At 44.9% G+C, this 20,161-nt stretch carries 16 protein-coding genes; 8 read left to right on the top strand and 8 right to left on the bottom strand.

The features are described from left to right. Positions 1-79: 79 nt before the first annotated feature. Positions 80-1,213 carry a multidrug resistance efflux transporter family protein gene (locus ACTXGJ_RS06190; RefSeq protein ID WP_443565380.1) on the bottom strand — a complete coding sequence of 378 codons (1,134 nt, stop codon included), beginning with the start codon at positions 1,211-1,213 and terminating at the stop codon, positions 80-82. A 183-nt stretch (positions 1,214-1,396) separates the two neighbouring features. On the opposite strand from ACTXGJ_RS06190, the gene ACTXGJ_RS06195 reads away from it, so the two are divergent. Continuing rightward, complete coding sequence (locus ACTXGJ_RS06195; protein WP_443565381.1) at positions 1,397-2,854, top strand: aldehyde dehydrogenase family protein; 1,458 nt, start codon at positions 1,397-1,399, stop codon at positions 2,852-2,854. Between the two features lie 147 nt (positions 2,855-3,001). Here the strand turns inward: ACTXGJ_RS06195 and dapD are convergent, their stop codons facing one another. The 3 genes from dapD to ACTXGJ_RS06210 all read right to left on the bottom strand — a co-directional run bounded on the left by dapD (position 3,002) and on the right by ACTXGJ_RS06210 (position 6,842). Continuing rightward, complete coding sequence (gene dapD, locus ACTXGJ_RS06200) at positions 3,002-3,823, bottom strand: 2,3,4,5-tetrahydropyridine-2,6-dicarboxylate N-succinyltransferase (protein WP_201610229.1); 822 nt, start codon at positions 3,821-3,823, stop codon at positions 3,002-3,004. Between the two features lie 227 nt (positions 3,824-4,050). After that, a complete protein-coding gene (locus tag ACTXGJ_RS06205) occupies positions 4,051-4,992 on the bottom strand; it encodes an alpha/beta fold hydrolase (RefSeq protein WP_443565438.1) in 942 nt (313 codons plus the stop codon). 62 nt (positions 4,993-5,054) lie between these two features. Beyond that, positions 5,055-6,842 carry an amidohydrolase gene (locus tag ACTXGJ_RS06210; protein WP_439242602.1) on the bottom strand — a complete coding sequence of 596 codons (1,788 nt, stop codon included), beginning with the start codon at positions 6,840-6,842 and terminating at the stop codon, positions 5,055-5,057. Between the two features lie 130 nt (positions 6,843-6,972). On the opposite strand from ACTXGJ_RS06210, the gene ACTXGJ_RS06215 reads away from it, so the two are divergent. The 6 genes from ACTXGJ_RS06215 to ACTXGJ_RS06240 all read left to right on the top strand — a co-directional run bounded on the left by ACTXGJ_RS06215 (position 6,973) and on the right by ACTXGJ_RS06240 (position 13,889). Next, complete coding sequence (locus tag ACTXGJ_RS06215) at positions 6,973-8,127, top strand: FAD-dependent oxidoreductase (protein ID WP_443565382.1); 1,155 nt, start codon at positions 6,973-6,975, stop codon at positions 8,125-8,127. A gap of 233 nt (positions 8,128-8,360) precedes the next feature. Further along, positions 8,361-9,368: an arsenosugar biosynthesis radical SAM (seleno)protein ArsS gene (arsS, locus tag ACTXGJ_RS06220; RefSeq protein ID WP_439242598.1), complete on the top strand. Its 1,008-nt coding sequence runs from the start codon at positions 8,361-8,363 to the stop codon at positions 9,366-9,368. A gap of 85 nt (positions 9,369-9,453) precedes the next feature. After that, complete coding sequence (locus ACTXGJ_RS06225; protein WP_443565383.1) at positions 9,454-11,625, top strand: FAD-dependent oxidoreductase; 2,172 nt, start codon at positions 9,454-9,456, stop codon at positions 11,623-11,625. Between the two features lie 2 nt (positions 11,626-11,627). Then, positions 11,628-12,461, top strand: a complete 834-nt coding sequence (locus ACTXGJ_RS06230) for a DUF547 domain-containing protein (RefSeq protein WP_443565384.1) — start codon at positions 11,628-11,630, stop codon at positions 12,459-12,461. 36 nt (positions 12,462-12,497) lie between these two features. Continuing rightward, positions 12,498-13,229, top strand: coding sequence for a TIGR04283 family arsenosugar biosynthesis glycosyltransferase (locus tag ACTXGJ_RS06235; protein ID WP_443565385.1), 732 nt, complete (start codon positions 12,498-12,500; stop codon positions 13,227-13,229). A 15-nt stretch (positions 13,230-13,244) separates the two neighbouring features. Further along, a complete protein-coding gene (locus tag ACTXGJ_RS06240; RefSeq protein ID WP_443565386.1) occupies positions 13,245-13,889 on the top strand; it encodes a TIGR04282 family arsenosugar biosynthesis glycosyltransferase in 645 nt (214 codons plus the stop codon). A gap of 49 nt (positions 13,890-13,938) precedes the next feature. On the opposite strand, the gene mtnP is transcribed toward ACTXGJ_RS06240, so the two are convergent. The 4 genes from mtnP to ACTXGJ_RS06260 all read right to left on the bottom strand — a co-directional run bounded on the left by mtnP (position 13,939) and on the right by ACTXGJ_RS06260 (position 17,212). After that, on the bottom strand, positions 13,939-14,832 hold the full coding sequence (mtnP, locus tag ACTXGJ_RS06245; RefSeq protein ID WP_443565387.1) for an S-methyl-5'-thioadenosine phosphorylase: 894 nt from the start codon (positions 14,830-14,832) through the stop codon (positions 13,939-13,941). Between the two features lie 113 nt (positions 14,833-14,945). Then, positions 14,946-15,419 (bottom strand): GFA family protein, encoded by a 474-nt coding sequence (locus ACTXGJ_RS06250; protein ID WP_443565388.1) that lies wholly within the window; start codon positions 15,417-15,419, stop codon positions 14,946-14,948. 170 nt (positions 15,420-15,589) lie between these two features. Beyond that, a complete protein-coding gene (lipA, locus tag ACTXGJ_RS06255) occupies positions 15,590-16,633 on the bottom strand; it encodes a lipoyl synthase (RefSeq protein WP_439242584.1) in 1,044 nt (347 codons plus the stop codon). A 171-nt stretch (positions 16,634-16,804) separates the two neighbouring features. Next, a complete protein-coding gene (locus tag ACTXGJ_RS06260; RefSeq protein WP_439242582.1) occupies positions 16,805-17,212 on the bottom strand; it encodes a carboxymuconolactone decarboxylase family protein in 408 nt (135 codons plus the stop codon). A 336-nt stretch (positions 17,213-17,548) separates the two neighbouring features. Between ACTXGJ_RS06260 and acnB the strand changes: the two genes are divergently transcribed. After that, complete coding sequence (gene acnB / locus ACTXGJ_RS06265; RefSeq protein WP_443565389.1) at positions 17,549-20,152, top strand: bifunctional aconitate hydratase 2/2-methylisocitrate dehydratase; 2,604 nt, start codon at positions 17,549-17,551, stop codon at positions 20,150-20,152. Positions 20,153-20,161 lie beyond the last annotated feature (9 nt).

The raw sequence follows: 20,161 nt of genomic DNA on the forward strand, positions 1-20,161 counted from the left end.
TGACTGTTCTTTAGGGTAAATTGCGCTTTGTGATGAGTGGTTGCTTATATTCTATAAAAATTGAGAACTCGTTTTATGATTAGCCGTCTTTAGCAAACAGTATCAAGCCTAAAATGATGAGTCCAATACCTAACAGACCCATAGCTGAGGGCAGCATATTACCTAGAAACAACATACCACCCATCAAGGCAAAAATCACTTCGCTCGCCTGGGTGGAGTCGACGCCAGCCACTTCACTTGAAGTCACTGCACGCTCTCGCGCATAAAGAAAAATACTGGTCGCACCGACGCCAGCTAGTAGCGCCACTAGTAACGTGTTAAATAGCTGAGAGCCGCTTGGCGCCTCAGGACGCACTATAATGCCCAATAGTAGCCAAAATGGCAAACTACCCAACGTCATCAGCCAAACTTTATTAAAGGCATCTTGTAGTAAGTCCGTTTCAACAGCAGGAATGCGGCTGATTAAATGTTGTAATAAAGACGAGGGCTGATGGCTAGCCACAGAGTCGCTAGGGTAAGAATGATCGATATTAGGGTCAATAGCGCTAGAGAGAATGGGTGCTTCATTGACTATCGGCTGCATCCTTTGCTCATAAGAGTAGGCTCGAACCTCGCGCATCTTAGCGGTATGCTGGCGTGAATTATAGGACACTTGCCAAACCAATTGATTACCAATCGGATAACAGAAAGCGGCTAGCAGGGCGGGAAGTGCCCCCAAAATAATCATCTCAGACATGGAGGCGCTCGCTACTGTCTCTAACGCTGAAGCCCGCAGGCCTTCACTCAGATTAACTAATACTACCCCGATGAACACCAGTAACGCGTAAGCGATGAACTTCTTATCGAAGCGCTGCCCGAAAGCAAGTAGCACCAGTAAACTTGTAACCACCGTAAACATAAAAGTCGCGGCAACCACCCAACCAGCTACGTGATCACCCGCGTAACAAATACCGGTATAAAAGACGCCGAAACCAATACTACCTGTGACACACCAAAAGCGCCAATGCTGAGCAAAGATGACGCTTAGCTCCTTTAGACGGCCAAAGCCATGTTGCATCGCGATAATGACGCTAAGCATTAGCCACATAAAGGTATAACGTAGGCTAGCGGACCAAAACCAATGGCCGCCGGCACTACTCATTGCTTCATTTAGGATAAAGGTCGAGCTAAACAGTGCCCCTGCCAATAAGCCTAGTAAAATAAGTTTGACCATCTTGGCATCCTTGTACGAGCTGTATGCTTTTTTTGGGACTCACTATAAGTGACTGAATACTATAGTAGTTGAAATAACGGCGTTAATAATCAAAGTGATAATAACCAGTTACAATAACCAATAGTAATCCAATAAGTAGAAGTCTAGGATTATAGGGGTCAAAACAGTAAAGGAAAGTGCAATATGATAACAAATAATCATGCCAAGCAATATATCAATGGAGAATGGATAGATAGCGGCGATAAAAAAGACACCATCAATCCCTCGACAGGTGACGTCTTAGGCAGTTACGTTGAAGGCGGCAAAACTGAGATGCAAGACGCTATCAAAGCGGCAAAAGATACCTTCAAAAATACCGACTGGAAAACCAACCGCGATCTGCGTTATCGAGTGTTGACCAAGATGGCAGATGCCTTTGAAGCTCGTCAAGATGAGCTAGCAACTATGATAGCCAAAGAGAATGGTAAAGCAATTGGTGAGGCGCAATTTGAAGCCTCTTTTGTTATGCCTAATATACGTTTCGCGGCTTCCAAAATCTACACTGAGTTTGGTCGTACGGCGGAATGGTCGGCGGGCAAGTATTCTATCTTAGTTAAAGAAGCGATAGGGGTGGCGGGTATTAGCACGCCTTGGAACTCTCCTGCGGCGCTACTGATTCGCTCGCTGGCCCCCGCGTTGGCAGCGGGCTGCACGACCGTACTGAAGATGCCGGGACAAACGGCTCTAAGTAATGCGCTTATCATGGATATTATTGCCAGCGTAGAGGAGCTGCCTAAAGGGGTAGTCAATATGGTCATAGGCGAGCGAGAGGCATTACAAACCTTAGTCGAGCATCCTGATGTACCGACCATTAGTTTCACAGGCAGCACCTCAACGGGACGCGCGCTAATGAAAGAAGGCGCAGATGAGCTGAAGCTATTTGGCCTAGAGCTCGGCGGTAAAACCCCGCACCTTGTCTTTGCCGATACTGACATTGATGCTTGTTTGCCAGTTGTTGAAAAAGCGCTCACGACCTTTACCGGTCAATTCTGTATGACCGGTAGCCGCATCTTAGTCCATAAAGATATCGCTGATGAAGTGCGCGACAAGTTATCCAAACGCTTAGAGAACGTCAAAGTCGGCGATGCGATGGATACTAGCAATGATATGGGCGCGATGATCGATCAAAATAACGTCAAACGTGTCGATAAGATGGTACAAGATGCTATCGATAAAGGTGCTAAAGTACTCGTTCGCGGTGGTCCACTCAATGATAGCCAACAAGCTAAAGGCGCATTTTATCAGCCAACCTTGTTAGAAGTCGATGACAGTCAAGCGGATATCGTACAGCAAGAGGTGTTCGGCCCGGTACTAGTATTAGAAGTGTTTGAAAGTGAGCGCGAAGCGATTGAGATGGCTAATGCCACAGAATATGGTTTGTCTGCTTGTATCTGGACCAGAGATTTAGACCGCTCGTTCCGCGTTGCCCGAGAAGTGCAAGCAGGTACTATTTGGTTCAATGATTGGGCAGTGATGCGCGATGAGTTTGAGGAAGGCGGCTATAAGCAAAGCGGCGTCGGTCGCCTGCGTGGTCAGTCAACGCTTGAAGACTTTATCGAAGTTAAACACTTGGTGTTACAGTCTGGTGTGGTCGGAGAGTAACGACACACTAAGCTAGGTGATGAAGTAATCAAAAATCCATTTTCAATAAAAAAGATGCTGAAGTCTGACTTCAGCATCTTTTTTATTACGGTAATGTATAAGAGTTATAGAGACTGTATAACTAATCCTAATAACAGGTCTAAATAACTAGTCTAAACGTAATAGCTCATTAACCGCTGTTTTTGCACGCGTTTGCGCATCGACTTTTTTGACGATGATAGCAGCGTATAGACTATGGGTGCCGTCCTCAGATGGCAAGCTACCGGGCACCACCACAGAACCTGCGGGTACACGGCCGCGATGAATCTCGCCAGTTTCGCGATCATAGATACGCGTAGATTGACCGATATAGACGCCCATAGAGATCACTGCGCCTTCTTCAACGATAACGCCTTCAACGATCTCAGAGCGCGCACCGATGAAGCAGTTGTCTTCAATGATGGTCGGATTAGCTTGTAGTGGCTCCAAAACACCGCCGATACCGACACCACCTGAGAGATGGACGTTTTTACCAATTTGCGCGCACGAGCCGACGGTCGCCCACGTATCAACCATTGCGCCTTGATCGACATACGCGCCGATGTTGACATAGGACGGCATCAGTACCGCGCCTGCTGCAATGTAGGAGCCTTTACGAGCGACGGCTGGTGGTACGACTCGTACGCCTGCTTCCTTGAACTGAGCTTCACTCCAATCGGCAAATTTCGTCGGCACTTTGTCATAAAACTGCACATGCTCGCCGGCTGCTTGCACATAGTTGTCATTGAGACGGAACGAGAGTAAGACGGCTTTTTTCGCCCACTGATTGACCACCCATTCGCCATCCTTTTTTTCAGCGACGCGCAGGCTACCGTTGTCTAATTGCTCAAGCACTTGCTCGATAGCATCACGGACATCCTGCGGCATATTGGCTGGGCTGTACTCGTTACGGTTTTCAAAAGCTTGTTCGATCGTTTGTTGTAATGACATAAAAGTTCCCAAAATTAATAATGTAAGTTAAATGAATTTAAATTTTATAGTAAAGGTTCAACCCATTAATCTGCTGCTTATAGGTTAAAAGTTAGCTGCCGTATTGTCGCTAATTTTATGTCTTTTAGCAAATCACTTACTTATAGCTAGCTTAATATAAAAATGACAATAATGCAGACGTATCTGTTTTATTTTATAGCGACTATATAGCGTGTGAATAATAATTACTAGACCTTGGTAGCATGGCTATTTATCCAGTCTAAAATATCTTGATAGACGGTTTTTTTCTCTAACTCATGGAGCGGTTCATGGCGCATATGTGGATACAGCTTAACGTCTACCTGATTAAAGTTTTGCTCATTTAAGCGGTTGACCACTTTGCGTACGCCTTTGCTCATATTACCGACAGGGTCATTTTTACCGCTGACAAATAGCATCGGAAAGTCTTTGTTAATAGTCGCGGCCCAATTTTTGTTTAGACCAGATTCCATTAAATTAAATAGCGTTAAATAACCGTTATTGGTAAAGTCGAAACCGGTTAAAGGATCGGCTTCGTAAACCTCAATACTGGCTTGGTTTTCGGTCAGCCAAGCAAACTGTGAGGAAGAAATACGGTTATCAAGTTTACTATTGAAGATTTTATTCATAATATTAGCAAACACCGCATTTGGTTTTTTAGGAGCGATTTTGGCAAGCCATTTATTGATAGGCAAAATAACTTTGGCTAATGGATCAGCATCAGCGCTACCCATCAAAATAGCGCCTGTAAAGTTATGAGCGTGATGCTTCATTACTGTACGTACGATAAACGAGCCCATCGAATGACCCATAATGAAGTGCGGAACATCTGGATGCTTCGCCTTTAAACTATCTGCCATGATAATCACATCTTTTAATAAAGACTGCACCGGATGCTCTTCACCAAAGAAGCCAAGCTCGCTCTCTGACTTAACCGTTTTGCCATGACCGAGCTGATCATAGGTGGCGACAGCGATACCATTATCTGCTAAGAACTGCGCAAAATCGCTATAACGACCACTGTGCTCCGCCATACCGTGAACGATCAATAGAGTCGCTGTGATCTGAGTCTCGCTATCTGTCGGCTCAAAAAAAGTATGATGCAGATAGTGGCTGGTATTCGATGAGGTAATTTGCTCGGTAGTACTCATAGTAGTGCTCATGTAAAGGTCCTTGATGAGTTTAATAAATAAAAATATAGTTTTTTATCAGTTTACTGCGCGCTTGAGTCTGGTGTGGCGCGGTCATAAATGGTTCTGCCTTCCTTGATAGTCCTTACTACTTCTATATTACGGATATTATCCGCTTTTACCGTTAAAGGATTATTATCCAAAATGACTAAGTCGGCAAGCTTACCGACTTCTAAAGAGCCTTTAGAGTCCTCTTCAAAGTACTCATAAGCGGCATTAGCAGTAATTGCTTTTAGCGCTTGATAGGGGCTGGCGCGCTCATCTTTACCGATAATTTTGCCGGTGCGTGATGTGCGATTGACCGCTGTCCAGACAGAGAATAGCGGATCAATAGGGGTCACTGTGTCATCAGAATGGTTGGTGTATATTAGTCCCATGTCATCAGCAGTCGCAATAGGGCTTAAAAAGTTCGCTCGCTTAGCCCCTAAGTTTTTGATATGGACATCACCCCAAAAATAAGCGTGATTGGTAAAAAATGACGGCAGCATCTTATACTTTCTAAACGCCTCTAGTTGATCCGGACGCGCAAACTGCGCATGGATGGGCACAGTACGGCGGTCTTTATCAGCCGCTTGGCCGGTTTTTTTGATCGCATACTCATGCGCCTTGAGAATCATATCGGTAGCGCCATCACCATTATTATGGATAAAAAGCTGATTGTCCCGCGCGTAAGCTTTAGCAAACATCTCATTCATCTCATCTTGGCTGATACTAGGCAAGCCGCGGCAATCACTCTCACAATCCGCCACCGGCGTTAGATAAGGCTGAGTAAAATAAGCGGTTTTGCCTTGCGGGGAGCCATCGGCAATAATTTTGGTGCCTTGGACTTTAAAGCCATTTTGGTACCTTTTCCAAACAAAGTCTTTATCGGCTAAGTTCTTATCTAAATCACTGACGCCTGCGAGTGAGACTAAGTCGATCTTTAATTTGCCCGCATCCGCTTGTGATTGAAAAAACTCAATCGCATCACGCGTGGTTGAGCCATCTTGCGCAGTAGTGACGCCATTACTCGCATAGTAATCTTGGGTTTGATCAAAAAATTCAGCTTGCTTGGGTGTCAGCTCTTTGAGAAGCACATACATAAACGGGTACATCGCGGTTTCTTGCACTAGACCATTGGGCTCATCAGAGCCTTTAACGCGAGCGATATTGCCGCCTTCTGGCGCTTGGCTATCGGCAGTGATATCCATCGCAGCTAGGCCTTTAGAGTTCGCTACGCCCATATGTCCACTGGTATGCTGCAAATAGACGGGATTATTTGGGAGTACGCTATCGATTTCCTCTTTGGTCGGATGACGGTCCTCGGCGAGTTGCGTCTCATCATAACCCCAGCCATATAGCCATTCACCATCAGCGATATCATTATCTTCCTTATAATTTTTGAGCACTTGTAGCATTTTATCGATACTATCGACATTGCCGACAGGCGGCGGATTAAGGTCAGCTTGGCCAAAGGTATTAGAGACCATACCAAAATGGCTGTGCGGATCGATGAAACTAGGCAATAAAGTTTGGTTTTTTAAGTCAACTTGAACGGCATTTTTATATTTTGCTTGCGCCGCATTTAAGCTACCCACATAAGCGATTTTACCGTCTTTAGTCACTAGCGCTTCAACCATGTCAGGGGTATCGCCTGCCATAGTGATAATATCACCATTATAATAGACGGTCGCCGCCGACTCTGCAGATGCTTGAGCGGTGCTATTTTCTGTGAGGGTATTATCGATTGAGCTGCAACCGATTAGGCTTGCTAGAGCCATAGCTAGTAGGGTTGGTTTACCCAAGCGAGCTATCATTAGTGACTGCGACATTATCTTATCCTTAAAATTATTCTTTGTATGTTAATTACCAAACATTTTATTCATCCTACAATATACTGACTTAAAGTGGTATTAACTTATGTTTTAATCTCAGCGGTCTCTTCTAATAAAAGCGTAAACAATGAAAAAGCTACTGACTAAAAAGCATCCTACCAAAAAACTACTGCTCGCTGGAGCAGGGCACGCACACATTGGCTTGCTACGCCGGCTTGCAAATAAGCGCTTAGATGATCTAAAAGATATAGAGGTAAGCATTATCACTGAGCAGCCGCAGACGCTTTATTCTGGTATGTTGCCCGGGTGGATGGCAGGACATTATGACCTTCGCGACATCAGTATCAACATTACTGATCTGTGCAAACGCGCCCGCGTGACGCTAGTACAGCGACCAATCGTCGCCGTCGATGCCGATAAAGAAATTGTCACTACTGCTGAAAAAGAGCATTTTCATTATCAGATGCTATCGCTAAATACGGGCGCTGATACTGATATGACTTGGCTTGACACTGATGCCCTAGCAGATGAATATTTAGAAAATACAGTCATTCCCGTACGACCAATATTCAATTTCGTCGAGCAGTGGCAACAGATCCTTAAGCAAGCTAAGCAAACGAGCTCTTATAAAGTTGCCGTAGTGGGTGCGGGCGCGGCAGCAACGGAGCTGGTGATGGCAGCACAGTTTGCCTTACAGCAAATTAATGCCAATCATCAAGCTTGTCTAGTCTGCAGTGAGCATTTACTCTCAGACTTTGATGCAGGCTTTCGCTCTCGCGTCATTAAACAATTACAGCGCCACAATGTTAAGATTATCTATGAGCGCGCTGAGAGTTTAGCGGATGGGCAATTAATAATGTCTCAGCAAACGCTAGCTGCCGATGCGGTCATCGCCGCTACAGGAGTGATAGGCTCTGCTTGGACTGGTCATACTAATTTGGCTACAGTGGATGAAGGTTTTATCGCGGTCAATGATAAACAGCAAAGTATCTCGCATGACAATGTCTTTGCCGTAGGTGACGTGGCGACTCGCGTGGATCGAGAGATGGCACATTCAGGCGTGCATGCGGTATTTGGTGGCAAAGTGGAAGCCGATAACTTACTGGCCTATTTAGCAGGGGATAATTTAAAAAGCTATCAACCTAAAAACCGCACTTTGTATTTGCTCGCTTGCGGTGATAAATATGCTATCGGCAGTTGGGGTAGCTTTAGCGTAGAAGGACGCTGGGTCTGGTGGCTCAAACGTTATATCGACAAGCGTTTTGTTAACTCTTATAAGTAGAGTTTGTAGTAATGATATCAGCAATACCGATTTACGAAACAATAGTTTAGCTGCCATTGATTGTTTAGTTACACTGACTATCACCCCGCGTCACAATAGAAAAATTAAATAGTGTAATAATAAATGAGTTATCACTCAAAAAAGCTATTTATCTTTAAAGTTTTCCTATATTCTGCTTGTATACGCAGCAAATACTAAAGATTAAAACGATCATCATCCAAAGGCCACACGCTATGAAATCAACTATTGAACTGCTTGAACATACGGACTTTCCTGCGATTAAGAGGCGTAAGCTGACGACATTGCAAGTCAATATGGGCTATCTATGCAATATGTCTTGCGTCCATTGTCATGTAGCTGCCAGTCCTTATCGTACTGAGATGATGTCACGCGAGTTAGTTGAGCTGATATTAGAAGTATTACAAGCGCAAGAGATAGATACGCTTGATCTCACAGGCGGCGCGCCAGAGATGCATGAAGATTTCAAATACCTAGTAAAAGAAGCTCGCGCCTTAGGGGTTAAAGTTATTGATCGCTGTAATCTAACGATTTTGATGGAAGAGGGTTTTGAGGACATGGCGCAGTTCTTGGCGGATAATGACGTTGAAGTTGTGGCATCACTACCTTGTTATTCATTAGAGAACGTTGATAAGCAGCGCGGCAAAGGCGCGTTTGATGATAGTATCTTGGGTCTTCACAAGCTAAACACTTTAGGCTATGGACGTGCTGATACAGGCTTGACTTTGAATCTAGTATATAACCCCCAAGGCGCGACATTACCCCCCAATCAACAGATGCTCGAAGCTGATTATAAGCGTGAGCTCAAAGAACATTTTGATATCGAGTTTAATCAACTGTTTGCGCTAACTAATATGCCGATTCAGCGTTTTGGCGCGGTATTGTTAGCCAAAAACGAGTTTCACCCTTATATGGATCTGCTCAAAGATAATTACGACGCTGATAATTTAAAAGAAGTCATGTGTCGCTCGACCATCAGTGTCAACTGGTTAGGTGAGCTGTTTGACTGCGACTTTAATCAGCAACTTGAGATGCCCGTACCCAATAAGTCACGTCGACATCTACGTGATCTGCTTACTGAAGACTCTACAGGCGACGCGATAGCTATCGGCGATCATTGTTATGGCTGTACTGCAGGGCAAGGCAGTAGCTGCGGCGGCGCGCTAGAAGAGGAAGGCCAAGAACATAAACAAGACGATAAAATTGTAGATTCGGCGGTTTAAAGTTGTTAAATAGATACCTTATAAATTTTGTAATTTACTTTTACTACACTCGCTTTATTCCGTCTACACAGGACAATATTAGCTTATGAAAAAGATTTTAATTGTCCTCGTGGTTATCTTAGTCATCGCTGGTTTCTTCTTCTTTGGTTTCGATGATTTATTGACCCTAGAGGGTATTCAGTCGCGCTTAGGACAGTTCTATGAGTGGCGCAACCAGTCGCCACTATTAGTAGGCGGGTTATTCTTTTTAGCCTATATATTAGTCGCCGCATTCTCATTGCCAGGCGCGGCTATCATGACTTTGCTCGCGGGAGCCTTGTTTGGTCTTTGGTGGGGGCTATTATTAGCTTCCTTTGCTTCTAGCATTGGCGCGCTATTTGCTTTTCTTGCTTCTCGTTATCTACTACGAGATAGCTTCCAAAGTAAGTTTGCTAATAAGCTCAAAAGTATCAATGCAGGTATAGAAAAGGACGGCGGCTTTTACTTATTTACTTTGCGTCTATTGCCATTGTTTCCCTTTTTCATCGTCAATATCTTGATGGGTTTAACCACTATCAAGGCGTGGACTTATTATTGGGTTAGTCAAATAGGCATGCTGGCAGGGACTTTTGTCTACGTCAACGCTGGCGTGCAACTTGCGCAAATTGAAAGCCTTGGAGATATTATCTCCCCAGCGTTATTGGGCTCATTTGCGTTACTGGCGATATTTCCCTTATTAGCCAAAAAAGCACTCGATTGGTACAAAGCTCGCCAAGTTTATAAAGGTTGGAATAAGCCTAAGACCTTTGATCGTAATATGGTAGTGATCGGCGCGGGAGCAGGCGGACTGGTGTCTTCTTATATCGCCGCTACGGTAAAGGCTAAAGTTACGTTGATTGAAGCCAATAAGATGGGCGGTGACTGTCTAAACTATGGCTGCGTGCCGAGCAAATCGCTGATTAAAAGCGCAAAAGTGGCGCACAACATGCGTCATGCTGAAGAGTTTGGTCTACAAAACGTCGAAGTCGACTACAACTTCAAAGCCGTTATGAGCCGTATCCAGCAAGTGATCAAAAAAATTGAGCCCAATGATAGTGTCGAGCGTTATACAGGTCTTGGCGTTGATGTGATCAAAGGCTACGCCACTATCATTGATCCGTGGACGGTTGAGGTTAAAGATAACGATGGTCAAGTACAGCGCCTTACCACGCGCAATATTATCATCGCTGCCGGTAGCCGACCTTTTATACCGCCGATTGACGGTTTAGAGACCGTTGATTATCTCACCAGTGATAATTTATGGGAGAAACTCAGCCATCAATCCTCGCCGCCTGAGCGCTTAGTCATTATCGGCGGTGGGCCTATTGGTTGTGAATTGTCACAAGCTTTTGCTCGGCTGGGCTCAAATGTGACTCAAGTTCAACGTGGTGCGCAGCTGCTTAATAAGGAAGATCAAGAGGTAGCTGACTATGCCAAAGAATGTCTAGAGGCCGATGGCGTACAAGTGCTACTTAATCACAATGCGGTACGTTTCACACGCGATAGTGGTGTTAATAAAGAGTGTTCAGTACAAACTTTGACAGTAAAAGACAAGCAAGGAGTAGAGAGTACTCTGGAGTTTGATGCTTTGATACTGGCGGTCGGTCGTGAGGCTCGTACCACAGGCTATGGCCTTGAGAATCTAGGCATAGATACTGAAGGCACTATCGTTACCAATGACTACCTACAAACCAAATTCCCTAATATCTTAGCAGCGGGTGATGTTGCAGGCCCTTATCAGTTCACCCATGTGGCCTCGCATCAAGCTTGGTATGCAGCGGTCAACGCATTGTTTGGCGGTCTTAAGAAGTTTAAAGCGGATTATCGCGTGATTCCTTGGGTGACCTTTATCGATCCTGAGATCGCTCGGGTTGGTCTTAGTGAAACTGAAGCCAATGAGCAGGGTACTGAGTTTGAAGTAACTCGCTATGATATTAGTGACCTTGATCGCGCGGTCACCGAAAGCCAAGCGACAGGTTGGGTAAAAGTTTTGACCGTGCCTAATAAAGACAAAATACTAGGCGTGACTATCGTCGGCCATAATGCTGGCGAGCTGCTAGCAGAATACGTGCTGGCGATGAAACATAACCTTGGACTCAATAAAGTACTCGGCACGATTCATACTTATCCCACGATGAGTGAAGCCAATAAATATGTAGCGGGCGAGTGGAAGCGTAATCATGCCCCAGAGACTTTACTCAAATGGGTAGAGAAATATCATCGATTTAAACGGAGTTAAATATGAGCTTATTTAAAAGCACTATTAGTTTTTCAAGCAAGCGTTTATTAACTAAGACAGCAGTCGCGACTTCAATATTATTGGCTAGCATGGCAAGCTATGCCGACTTTAATCATAGCGCTTGGGACAGTTTGTTAAATAAAAACGTCACGATGACCAATGGAGGCAAAGCCTCAGTCGTTAATTATAACGCTATGAAAGCGGATCAAGCTAAGCTTGATAGCTACCTGGCAGCGATTGGCAAAGTCAGTCAAGCACAGTTCAACCGTTGGAGTAAGGATGAGCAATTAGCCTTTTTAATCAACGTCTATAACGCAGGCACCGTAGATTTAGTGCTAACCAAATATCCTAATATCAAATCGATTAAAGATATTGGCGGGATTTTTAGCTCGCCTTGGAAGCAAGATTTTGTCACCGTACTGGGTAAAAAACGCTCGCTTGATGATATTGAGCACAACCTGATTCGCGGCTCTGGGCGTTATAACGAACCGCGTATTCACTTTGCGGTAAACTGTGCAAGCATTGGTTGTCCTGCATTATTGGACGATGCTTATACGGGTAGTAAACTGGATAAGCAGTTGGAGCAAGTCACCAGTAAATTCCTCGCCGATAGCAGTCGCAATAGACTCAAAGGTAATACGCTTGAGGTATCGCCAATTTTTAAATGGTATAAAGAAGACTTTGAGAGCAATTGGCGCGGTACCAAAGATTTAGAAGGATTTTTGGCTCGCTATAATTCCTCCTTAGGTCTCAATAAATCACAAACGGCTGATTTAAAAAATGGCAAAACTAAGATTAGCTATACCGATTATAATTGGAATTTGAACAAAAAATAATGGCAATAATAAGCAAAAGTAAGAGTACGGCTAACTATGACGGCTATTGCTAACGTTACTATCATTATCCCTATACTCAATGAGGCAGATAATCTGCCTTATTTGTTTGCCAGTATTTATAGTCTCAATCCAGCCCCGCAGCAAGTGATCTTGGTTGATGGTGGCTCAAACGATTATTCTATCGTTATTGCTCAAGATATTATCAAAGCGTTAAAGGCTGATAATAAATCATCCATCGACTTAGCTATCAACTGGCAAGTTATTGAGTCCGAAGCAGGGCGCGCTGTGCAAATGAATACAGGTGCAGCGTTAGCCACCAGTGACATCTTATTATTTTTGCATGCCGATACTAAGCTACCAACTCAAGCTATATATGAAGTGATGACCGCTATAAAAAACTCAGAGTGGGGACGTTTTGATGTCAAGTTAAATAGTCGCCAGCCGATGCTTTGGCTAGTCAGTCAAATGATGAATTGGCGCTCACGGTTCACTAGCATTGCAACTGGCGATCAAGCTATTTTCATCAAACGTACTCTGTTTGAGCAAGTCGGTGGCTATCCTAAGCAAGGCTTGATGGAAGATGTCGAGCTGTGTAAACAGCTTAAAGCAATTGCCAAACCTGCTTGTCTAAAAACTAAGGTGATAACTTCAGCAAGGCGTTGGCAGCAGCATGGTACGTGGCGGACCATTATTCTCATGTGGCAGCTGCGCTTTGATTATTGGCGCGGCATATCAGCGGATAATATTAGACAACGTTATTATAAATAATAGAAAACTTTTAATATGACTCAAAAATCACAAACTTGTATTATCCTATTCGCTAAATTTCCAGCTAAGGGTAAAGCAAAAACCCGGCTACAACCCGCGCTTGGTAGTGAAGGCGCGGCGATGATGGCATGTAAACTACTTTTACATAGCGTTGAGCAAGCGCTAGCAACGGGATTTGCGGTTGAGCTAAACGTCAGTCCGGCACCAAGCGATCCCTGTTGGCAAACGCTAGATTTACCTAAATCATTGCTGTGGTCAGCGCAAGCGGATGGTGATTTAGGTATGCGTATGCTAAGCGCCAGTCAGAATGCGCTAGATAATTTCGAACAGGTGCTTTTAATAGGCAGTGATTGTCCTGATTTAACTGCTGAGCGGATTAAAGATGCCGCGAAGCAACTTGAGCAACATGATATAACGCTGATTCCAGCCTTTGATGGCGGCTATGTTTTGCTTGGCTTTAAACAAGTAAACGCGCAGCTGTTTTCAAACATGACATGGAGCGTCAGCGATGTTGCCGCAGTAACCGAGCAGCGCATTAAAGATTTGCGCTGGTCATTAGCGCGTATGAAGCCTTTGCCTGATATCGATGAACCTAAAGATTTGCAGTATTTACCTAGAGGTTGGCTTGATGGTTATAAAGCTACAGCCTACAACGACTAAAAAGCCATTAACTATTTGATGGCTTTTCCTGTTTAGAAAACCATCATAGTTAAGGCAATAACGCACTAAGCTTCGTCTTAGTCTCCTCGCTCATCGCTTCAACTGGCGTTACTAACGCTTGCGCTAAAGCCGTATGAGCAATAGAGTCGGGCTGTTCGCTGGCGAGTAAAGCCACAGCTTGTTTGACAACTTGCTGCGCGTTATCGGCATTTTTCATCAGGTTTTGGATCGCGTAATCGGCGCTGACATCTTCCTCGTTTGGGTGCCATGAGTCAAAATCTGTTACTAGCGCCAGCGTTGCGTAAGCCATGCTCGCTTCACGCGCAAGCTTAGCCTCTGGCATATTCGTCATGCCAATGATGTCGGCATTCATTTGGCGATACCACTGCGACTCAGCGCGAGTAGAGAATTGTGGTCCTTCGATACAGACGTAAGTCGCTTTCTCATGACATTGTCCTTCATGGATACTCGCTTGAGCATACGCGCGATTGAGCACCTCACTGACAGCAGGGCACAAGGGATCTGCCATCGCTACATGCGCCACCGCACCCTTACCAAAGTAAGTGCTAGCACGATGCTTAGTCATATCGATCATTTGATCAGGGATGACCATATCTAACGGTTTGAGGTGTTCTTGTAGTGAGCCCACTGCCGAGACTGAAATCACATAACGCACGCCTAGGGTTTTTAGTGCATAGATATTAGCGCGGTAGGGCACTTTAGAAGGGGTGAATTTATGCCCTTGACCATGGCGGGTCAAAAAAGCAACGGTTACGTCGCCCAGCTCTCCTAAGACTATATCGTCAGAAGGTTTACCGTAAGGCGTTGATATACTAACGTTGCGTTTATTGATTAAGTCTTGCATTTGATATAAGCCGCTACCGCCGATGATGGCTATGTCAGCGGATAAATGGCCGGCGTCTTCTACTAAGGTTGAAATCATATTAGTCCCAGATGGAGGAGTTAAAGAAACGAATAGTTTTGACTATTAGTAGCGTTTGTCTTTTAAAATAAAACAGCGCTTAAAATACTAAACCTAGCGTTTAGAGATAACCATTAGCTTCTCGTAACTCTTTTATACATTCCTTGAGCCAGCTCCTTAACCACCATAGTTTGACTCTGCACAAAGCCCTCATATTTCGGTAAATCATCCTCTACGTCCCTAATACGGCGATTATAAAACAAATGCATAGTCGGCTCAGGCAACGCCGCTTTATTAGGATAATTATCGGTAGGAATTAACACAAGATTACCGCCCACAGCCGTCTCTATACTTGGCTTATGACAGCGTTTGCATAATCCACGGCTGATATTCGGCGGTAGTTTCCAGCTACGAAAGCGTGTTTTATCTATCTCTAATTCGCTAAGATCTGACTTAAGTAAAACCGTAACATCATTATAAGCCTTACCGGTATAATCCTGACAGATAGTACAGTGGCAGATAAAGCGCGCCATAGGAGCATGGTTAATGGTATAAGTATTGCTATAGCAGGAGCAAGAGCCTTCTTGCGGCGTGAATTCTTGGCTCATGGGTTAATCCTTTTTTATGAGTTTTTAAAGTAGGCGTTGGTATTTTTTATTGATACCAATATAGCACTACATTAATCTGCGAGTGTATGCGCTTTGAGTAGCGTTTATACAGACAATTATAAAAAAAGAGACCGTAATGGGTCTCCTTTTTGTTTCAATTTATAGCTATTTTAGCAGCCAAGCTTACCTTCAGCTTCGAGCGCTTTTTTACTACGAATAGGCGCAGGGCAATCCTCACCGTAGTACTGACGATCGGCAAAGTAGCTTGAGCGTACCATTGGGCCCGCCCAAATGCTAAAGAAACCAATCTTTTTGCCATAATCCATATAGCGCTGAAACTCATCAGGATGCACATAACGATCGACTGGTGCGTGGTTCTTACTTGGCTGCAAGTATTGACCGACGGTAATCATATCGACATCGTGCGCTTTGAGATCGTCAAGTAACGCATAAACCTCTTCTTCGGTCTCACCAAGTCCGACCATAAAGCCGCATTTGGTGGCGATATCAGGACGACGCTCTTTATAGATCTTTAGCAAATCAAGCGAGTGTTGATAATCAGAACCAGGACGGAAAGCTTTATACAGACGCGGTACCGTTTCGATATTATGATTAAAAACGTCGGGTGCGGTTTCGGTTAATAAATCTAACGCAACATCCATACGGCCACGGAAATCAGGGACTAAGATCTCGATCAAGCAATTTGGACTCAGCGCTCGTGATTCATTGAGTACTTCTACAAAATGATTGGCACCGCCATCTTTTAGATCATCACGATCCACAGAAGTGATTACCGCATATTTAAGCTCAAGCCCTTGAATAGTCTCAGCAGTATGACGCGGCTCATCTTTATCGAGCTCGTTGGGGCGACCATGACCGACATCACAAAACGGGCAACGGCGAGTACATATATCGCCCATAATCATAAAGGTTGCGGTGCCGTCACCAAAGCACTGCGCAAGATTCGGGCAAGCGGCTTCTTCGCAAACGGTGTAGAGCTTTTGCTCACGCAGCTTGGCTTTGATGCGCGCTACCTCGGCAGGGGAGGACATTTTTACTCGAATCCAATCCGGCTTTTTTTTTGCCTCGACGGTTGGGATAACCTTAATTGGGATACGAGCAACTTTATCGTAGCCACGTAGCTTTTCGCCTTGAATGGCTTTTTTGGGTTTTACTCTTGGTGCAGGAACATGGGTTTGTACGGCAATAGTCATAATCAACTTATCTCTTAACCCTTTATACCTTTAAGTCTTTAATAATGAATAAGTCTTTAAAAATAAGGGTTTTAGTCATGATTAGAAGGGTTTGGCAATGGCATAATTATAGCAGAGATTTGCTTGGGTTTTTATATAATGTTTCAAGCAAAGGCAAGGCTTGTGAAAGAGCTATTTCTCTAAATTAATGCCCATCTCATTAAATACTTCGATAGCAGCGCGAAACGCTTCTTGGGTGGCAGGCGCGCCGCAGTAGGGTAGGCTGTGCATCAGCACTTCGCGAATCTCAAGGGGACTTGCACCGTTATTAATAGCGCCGCGTATATGACCTTTTAGCTCGGTCGGACTCTTTTGTGCAACCAAAAAACCTAAGGTAATTAAAGAGCGATACTTACGCGGTAAGACGTTGTCATCTTGCCATGTCGTGCCCCAAGCGTGCTCAATGATCCAGTCTTGCAAGGGCTGAGTAAAGGCCGTGGCGGCATCGAGAGAACGCTTAACGTGCGCCTCACCCATGACCTCAGTACGCACCTTTAGGCCCTTTTCATAGTTTGAAAGGTCATCATTATTATTGCTCATCTTATTATCCTTAATTTTTAAAATTCAATCAGACTCGTTCATTGAGTCAACTTTGATAATATTCAACGTAAAACAATGAGTTCTCATAATTATTGAACATATATGTCTGGTATTTACTCTAATAGCGACTACTATTTTTATAATAAATATTGAATATGGCTTGATTCTACGCCTTTTGCAGCCTAAGCCATTAACTTTTTGAGCGTTTTAAGCTATCATTGCAGCACAAAAATTTCAATGACCACATTCCCTTAATTATTTCCTATAGTGCATCTACGCCGGCAGTCATTCTGACTACTCACGCAATGTGCTAGCCCAACTACGAGGACAATTATTGTGTTAGAAGCTTATCGTAAACATGTCGAAGAACGTGCTGAGCTAGGAACTGTACCGCTTCCACTAAATGAAAAGCAGGTAGCAGAATTGGTTGAACTATTAAAAACCCCACCAGCGGGTGAAGATGAGTTCTTGATGAATCTGCTAGAAAACCGCATTCCAGCGGGTGTGGATCAAGCCGCTTATGTAAAAGCTGCTTTTTTAGCCGCTATTGTAAAAGGTGAAGCGAGCTCACCACTTATCGACAAGAAAAAAGCAGTAGAAATCTTAGGTACCATGCAAGGTGGCTATAACGTACAGCCATTAGTTGCTGCATTAGACGACTCTGATGTCGCACAAGACGCAGCGGAAGCATTGAAAAAGACTTTGCTAGTATTTGACGCGTTTAACGACGTCACTGAAAAAGCCGAAGCGGGCAACAACATTGCCAAAGAAGTCATCCAATCTTGGGCCGATGCTGAATGGTTCACAGGCCGTCCAGAAGTACCACAGAAATCGACTTACACGACGTTTAAAGTCACCGGCGAGACCAACACGGATGACTTGTCACCTGCACAAGACGCGTGGAGCCGTCCTGATATTCCATTGCACTCGCTAGCCATGCACAAAAACTCTCGCGACGGCATCACTGCTGACGAAGAAGGCGTTGTTGGCCCAATGAAGCAGATCGAAGAATTGAAAGAAAAAGGCCATCCACTTGCGTACGTTGGTGACGTCGTCGGTACCGGCTCAAGCCGTAAGTCTGCGACCAACTCAGTGCTATGGCTGATGGGCGAAGACATCCCGAACGTACCCAACAAACGCGGCGGCGGTCTGGTACTCGGTAACAATATCGCACCGATCTTCTTTAATACTATGGAAGACTCAGGCGCCTTGCCAATTGAAAAAGTCGCGGTTGATAACCTAAACATGGGCGATGTGTTTGATATCTATCCACATGACGGCAAAATCACTAAGCATGACTCAGAGGAAGTCATCTCTGAATTCAAACTAAACTCACCAACATTGCTTGATGAAGTTCGCGCTGGTGGCCGCATTCCATTAATTGTTGGTCGTGGTCTCACCAACCGTGCGCGTGAGTACATGGGTCTTGGTCATTCAGACGTATTTGCTAAGCCAGAAGAGCCAGCTGATACGGGTAAAGGCTTTACCCTTGCACAAAAAATGGTCGGTAAAGCTTGTGGCCTAGAAGGCGTACGCCCAGGCATGTACTGTGAACCGAAGATGACTACCGTTGGCTCTCAGGACACCACAGGTCCAATGACCCGTGATGAGCTAAAAGACTTGGCATGTTTGGGCTTCCAAGCGGATCTCGTCATGCAGTCATTCTGTCATACCGCTGCTTATCCAAAGCCAGTTGACGTTGAGACTCAGCACACACTACCTGACTTTATCATGAACCGTGGCGGCGTCAGCTTACGTCCAGGTGATGGTATCATTCACAGCTGGCTCAACCGTATGCTACTTCCAGATACCGTTGGTACGGGCGGTGACTCGCACACGCGTTTCCCAATGGGTATCTCGTTCCCAGCCGGTTCTGGTCTGGTAGCCTTCGCTGCCGCGACTGGTGTTATGCCACTTGATATGCCGGAATCTGTCCGTGTGCGCTTCGTTGGTGAGCGTCAGCCTGGTATCACCTTGCGTGACTTAGTCCATGCCATTCCTTATCAAGCGATCAAAGAAGGCTACTTGACGGTCGATAAAAAAGGCAAAATCAACGAGTTCAACGGCCGTATCCTTGAGATCGAAGGTCTAGAAGACCTAACGGCTGAGCAAGCGTTTGAGCTATCTGATGCCTCAGCTGAGCGCAGTGCAGCGGGCTGTACCATCACGCTATCTGAAGAGTCGGTAACTGAGTATCTAAACTCAAACATCACCCTTCTTAAGTGGATGATTAGTGAAGGCTATGGCGATGCGCGTACGATTAGTCGTCGTATCGAGCAAATGCAAGAGTGGTTGGCTAACCCAAGCCTGATGCGTGCTGATGCTGATGCAGAATACGCCATCGATATGACTATTGATATGAGCGAGATCAAAGAGCCAATTCTTTGCTGCCCGAACGATCCAGACGATGCTAAAACATTGGCTGACGTCGCTGGTGATACCATTGATGAAGTATTCATTGGTTCATGTATGACCAACATCGGTCACTTCCGTGCTGCCGGTAAACTACTACAAGACGTACCAGCAGGTAGCCTGAAGACGCGTCTATGGATCGCGCCGCCAACTAAGATGGATGCGCGCCAGTTGATGGAAGAAGGTTATTACAACATCTACGCTCAAGCCGGCGCTCGTACTGAGATGCCAGGCTGCTCACTATGTATGGGTAACCAAGCACGTATCGCACCGAAGTCTACTGCGGTATCGACGTCTACCCGTAACTTCCCGAACCGTCTCGGTCAAGGCGCGAACGTTTATCTCGCGTCAGCTGAGCTTGCTGCGGTCGCCGCAGTACTGGGTAAACTGCCAACCAACGACGAGTATCAGCAGTATGCTGGCATGCTTAACAGCATGGGTGATGAAGTGTATCAATACATGAACTTCGATCGTATGGAAGAGTATACCGAAGAAGCGGATAAGATTAATGTTGCTCAGTTGACTTAATCTTTATAA

This window comes from Psychrobacter sp. 1Y11, from assembly GCF_052259045.1.
Lineage (GTDB): Bacteria > Pseudomonadota > Gammaproteobacteria > Pseudomonadales > Moraxellaceae > Psychrobacter.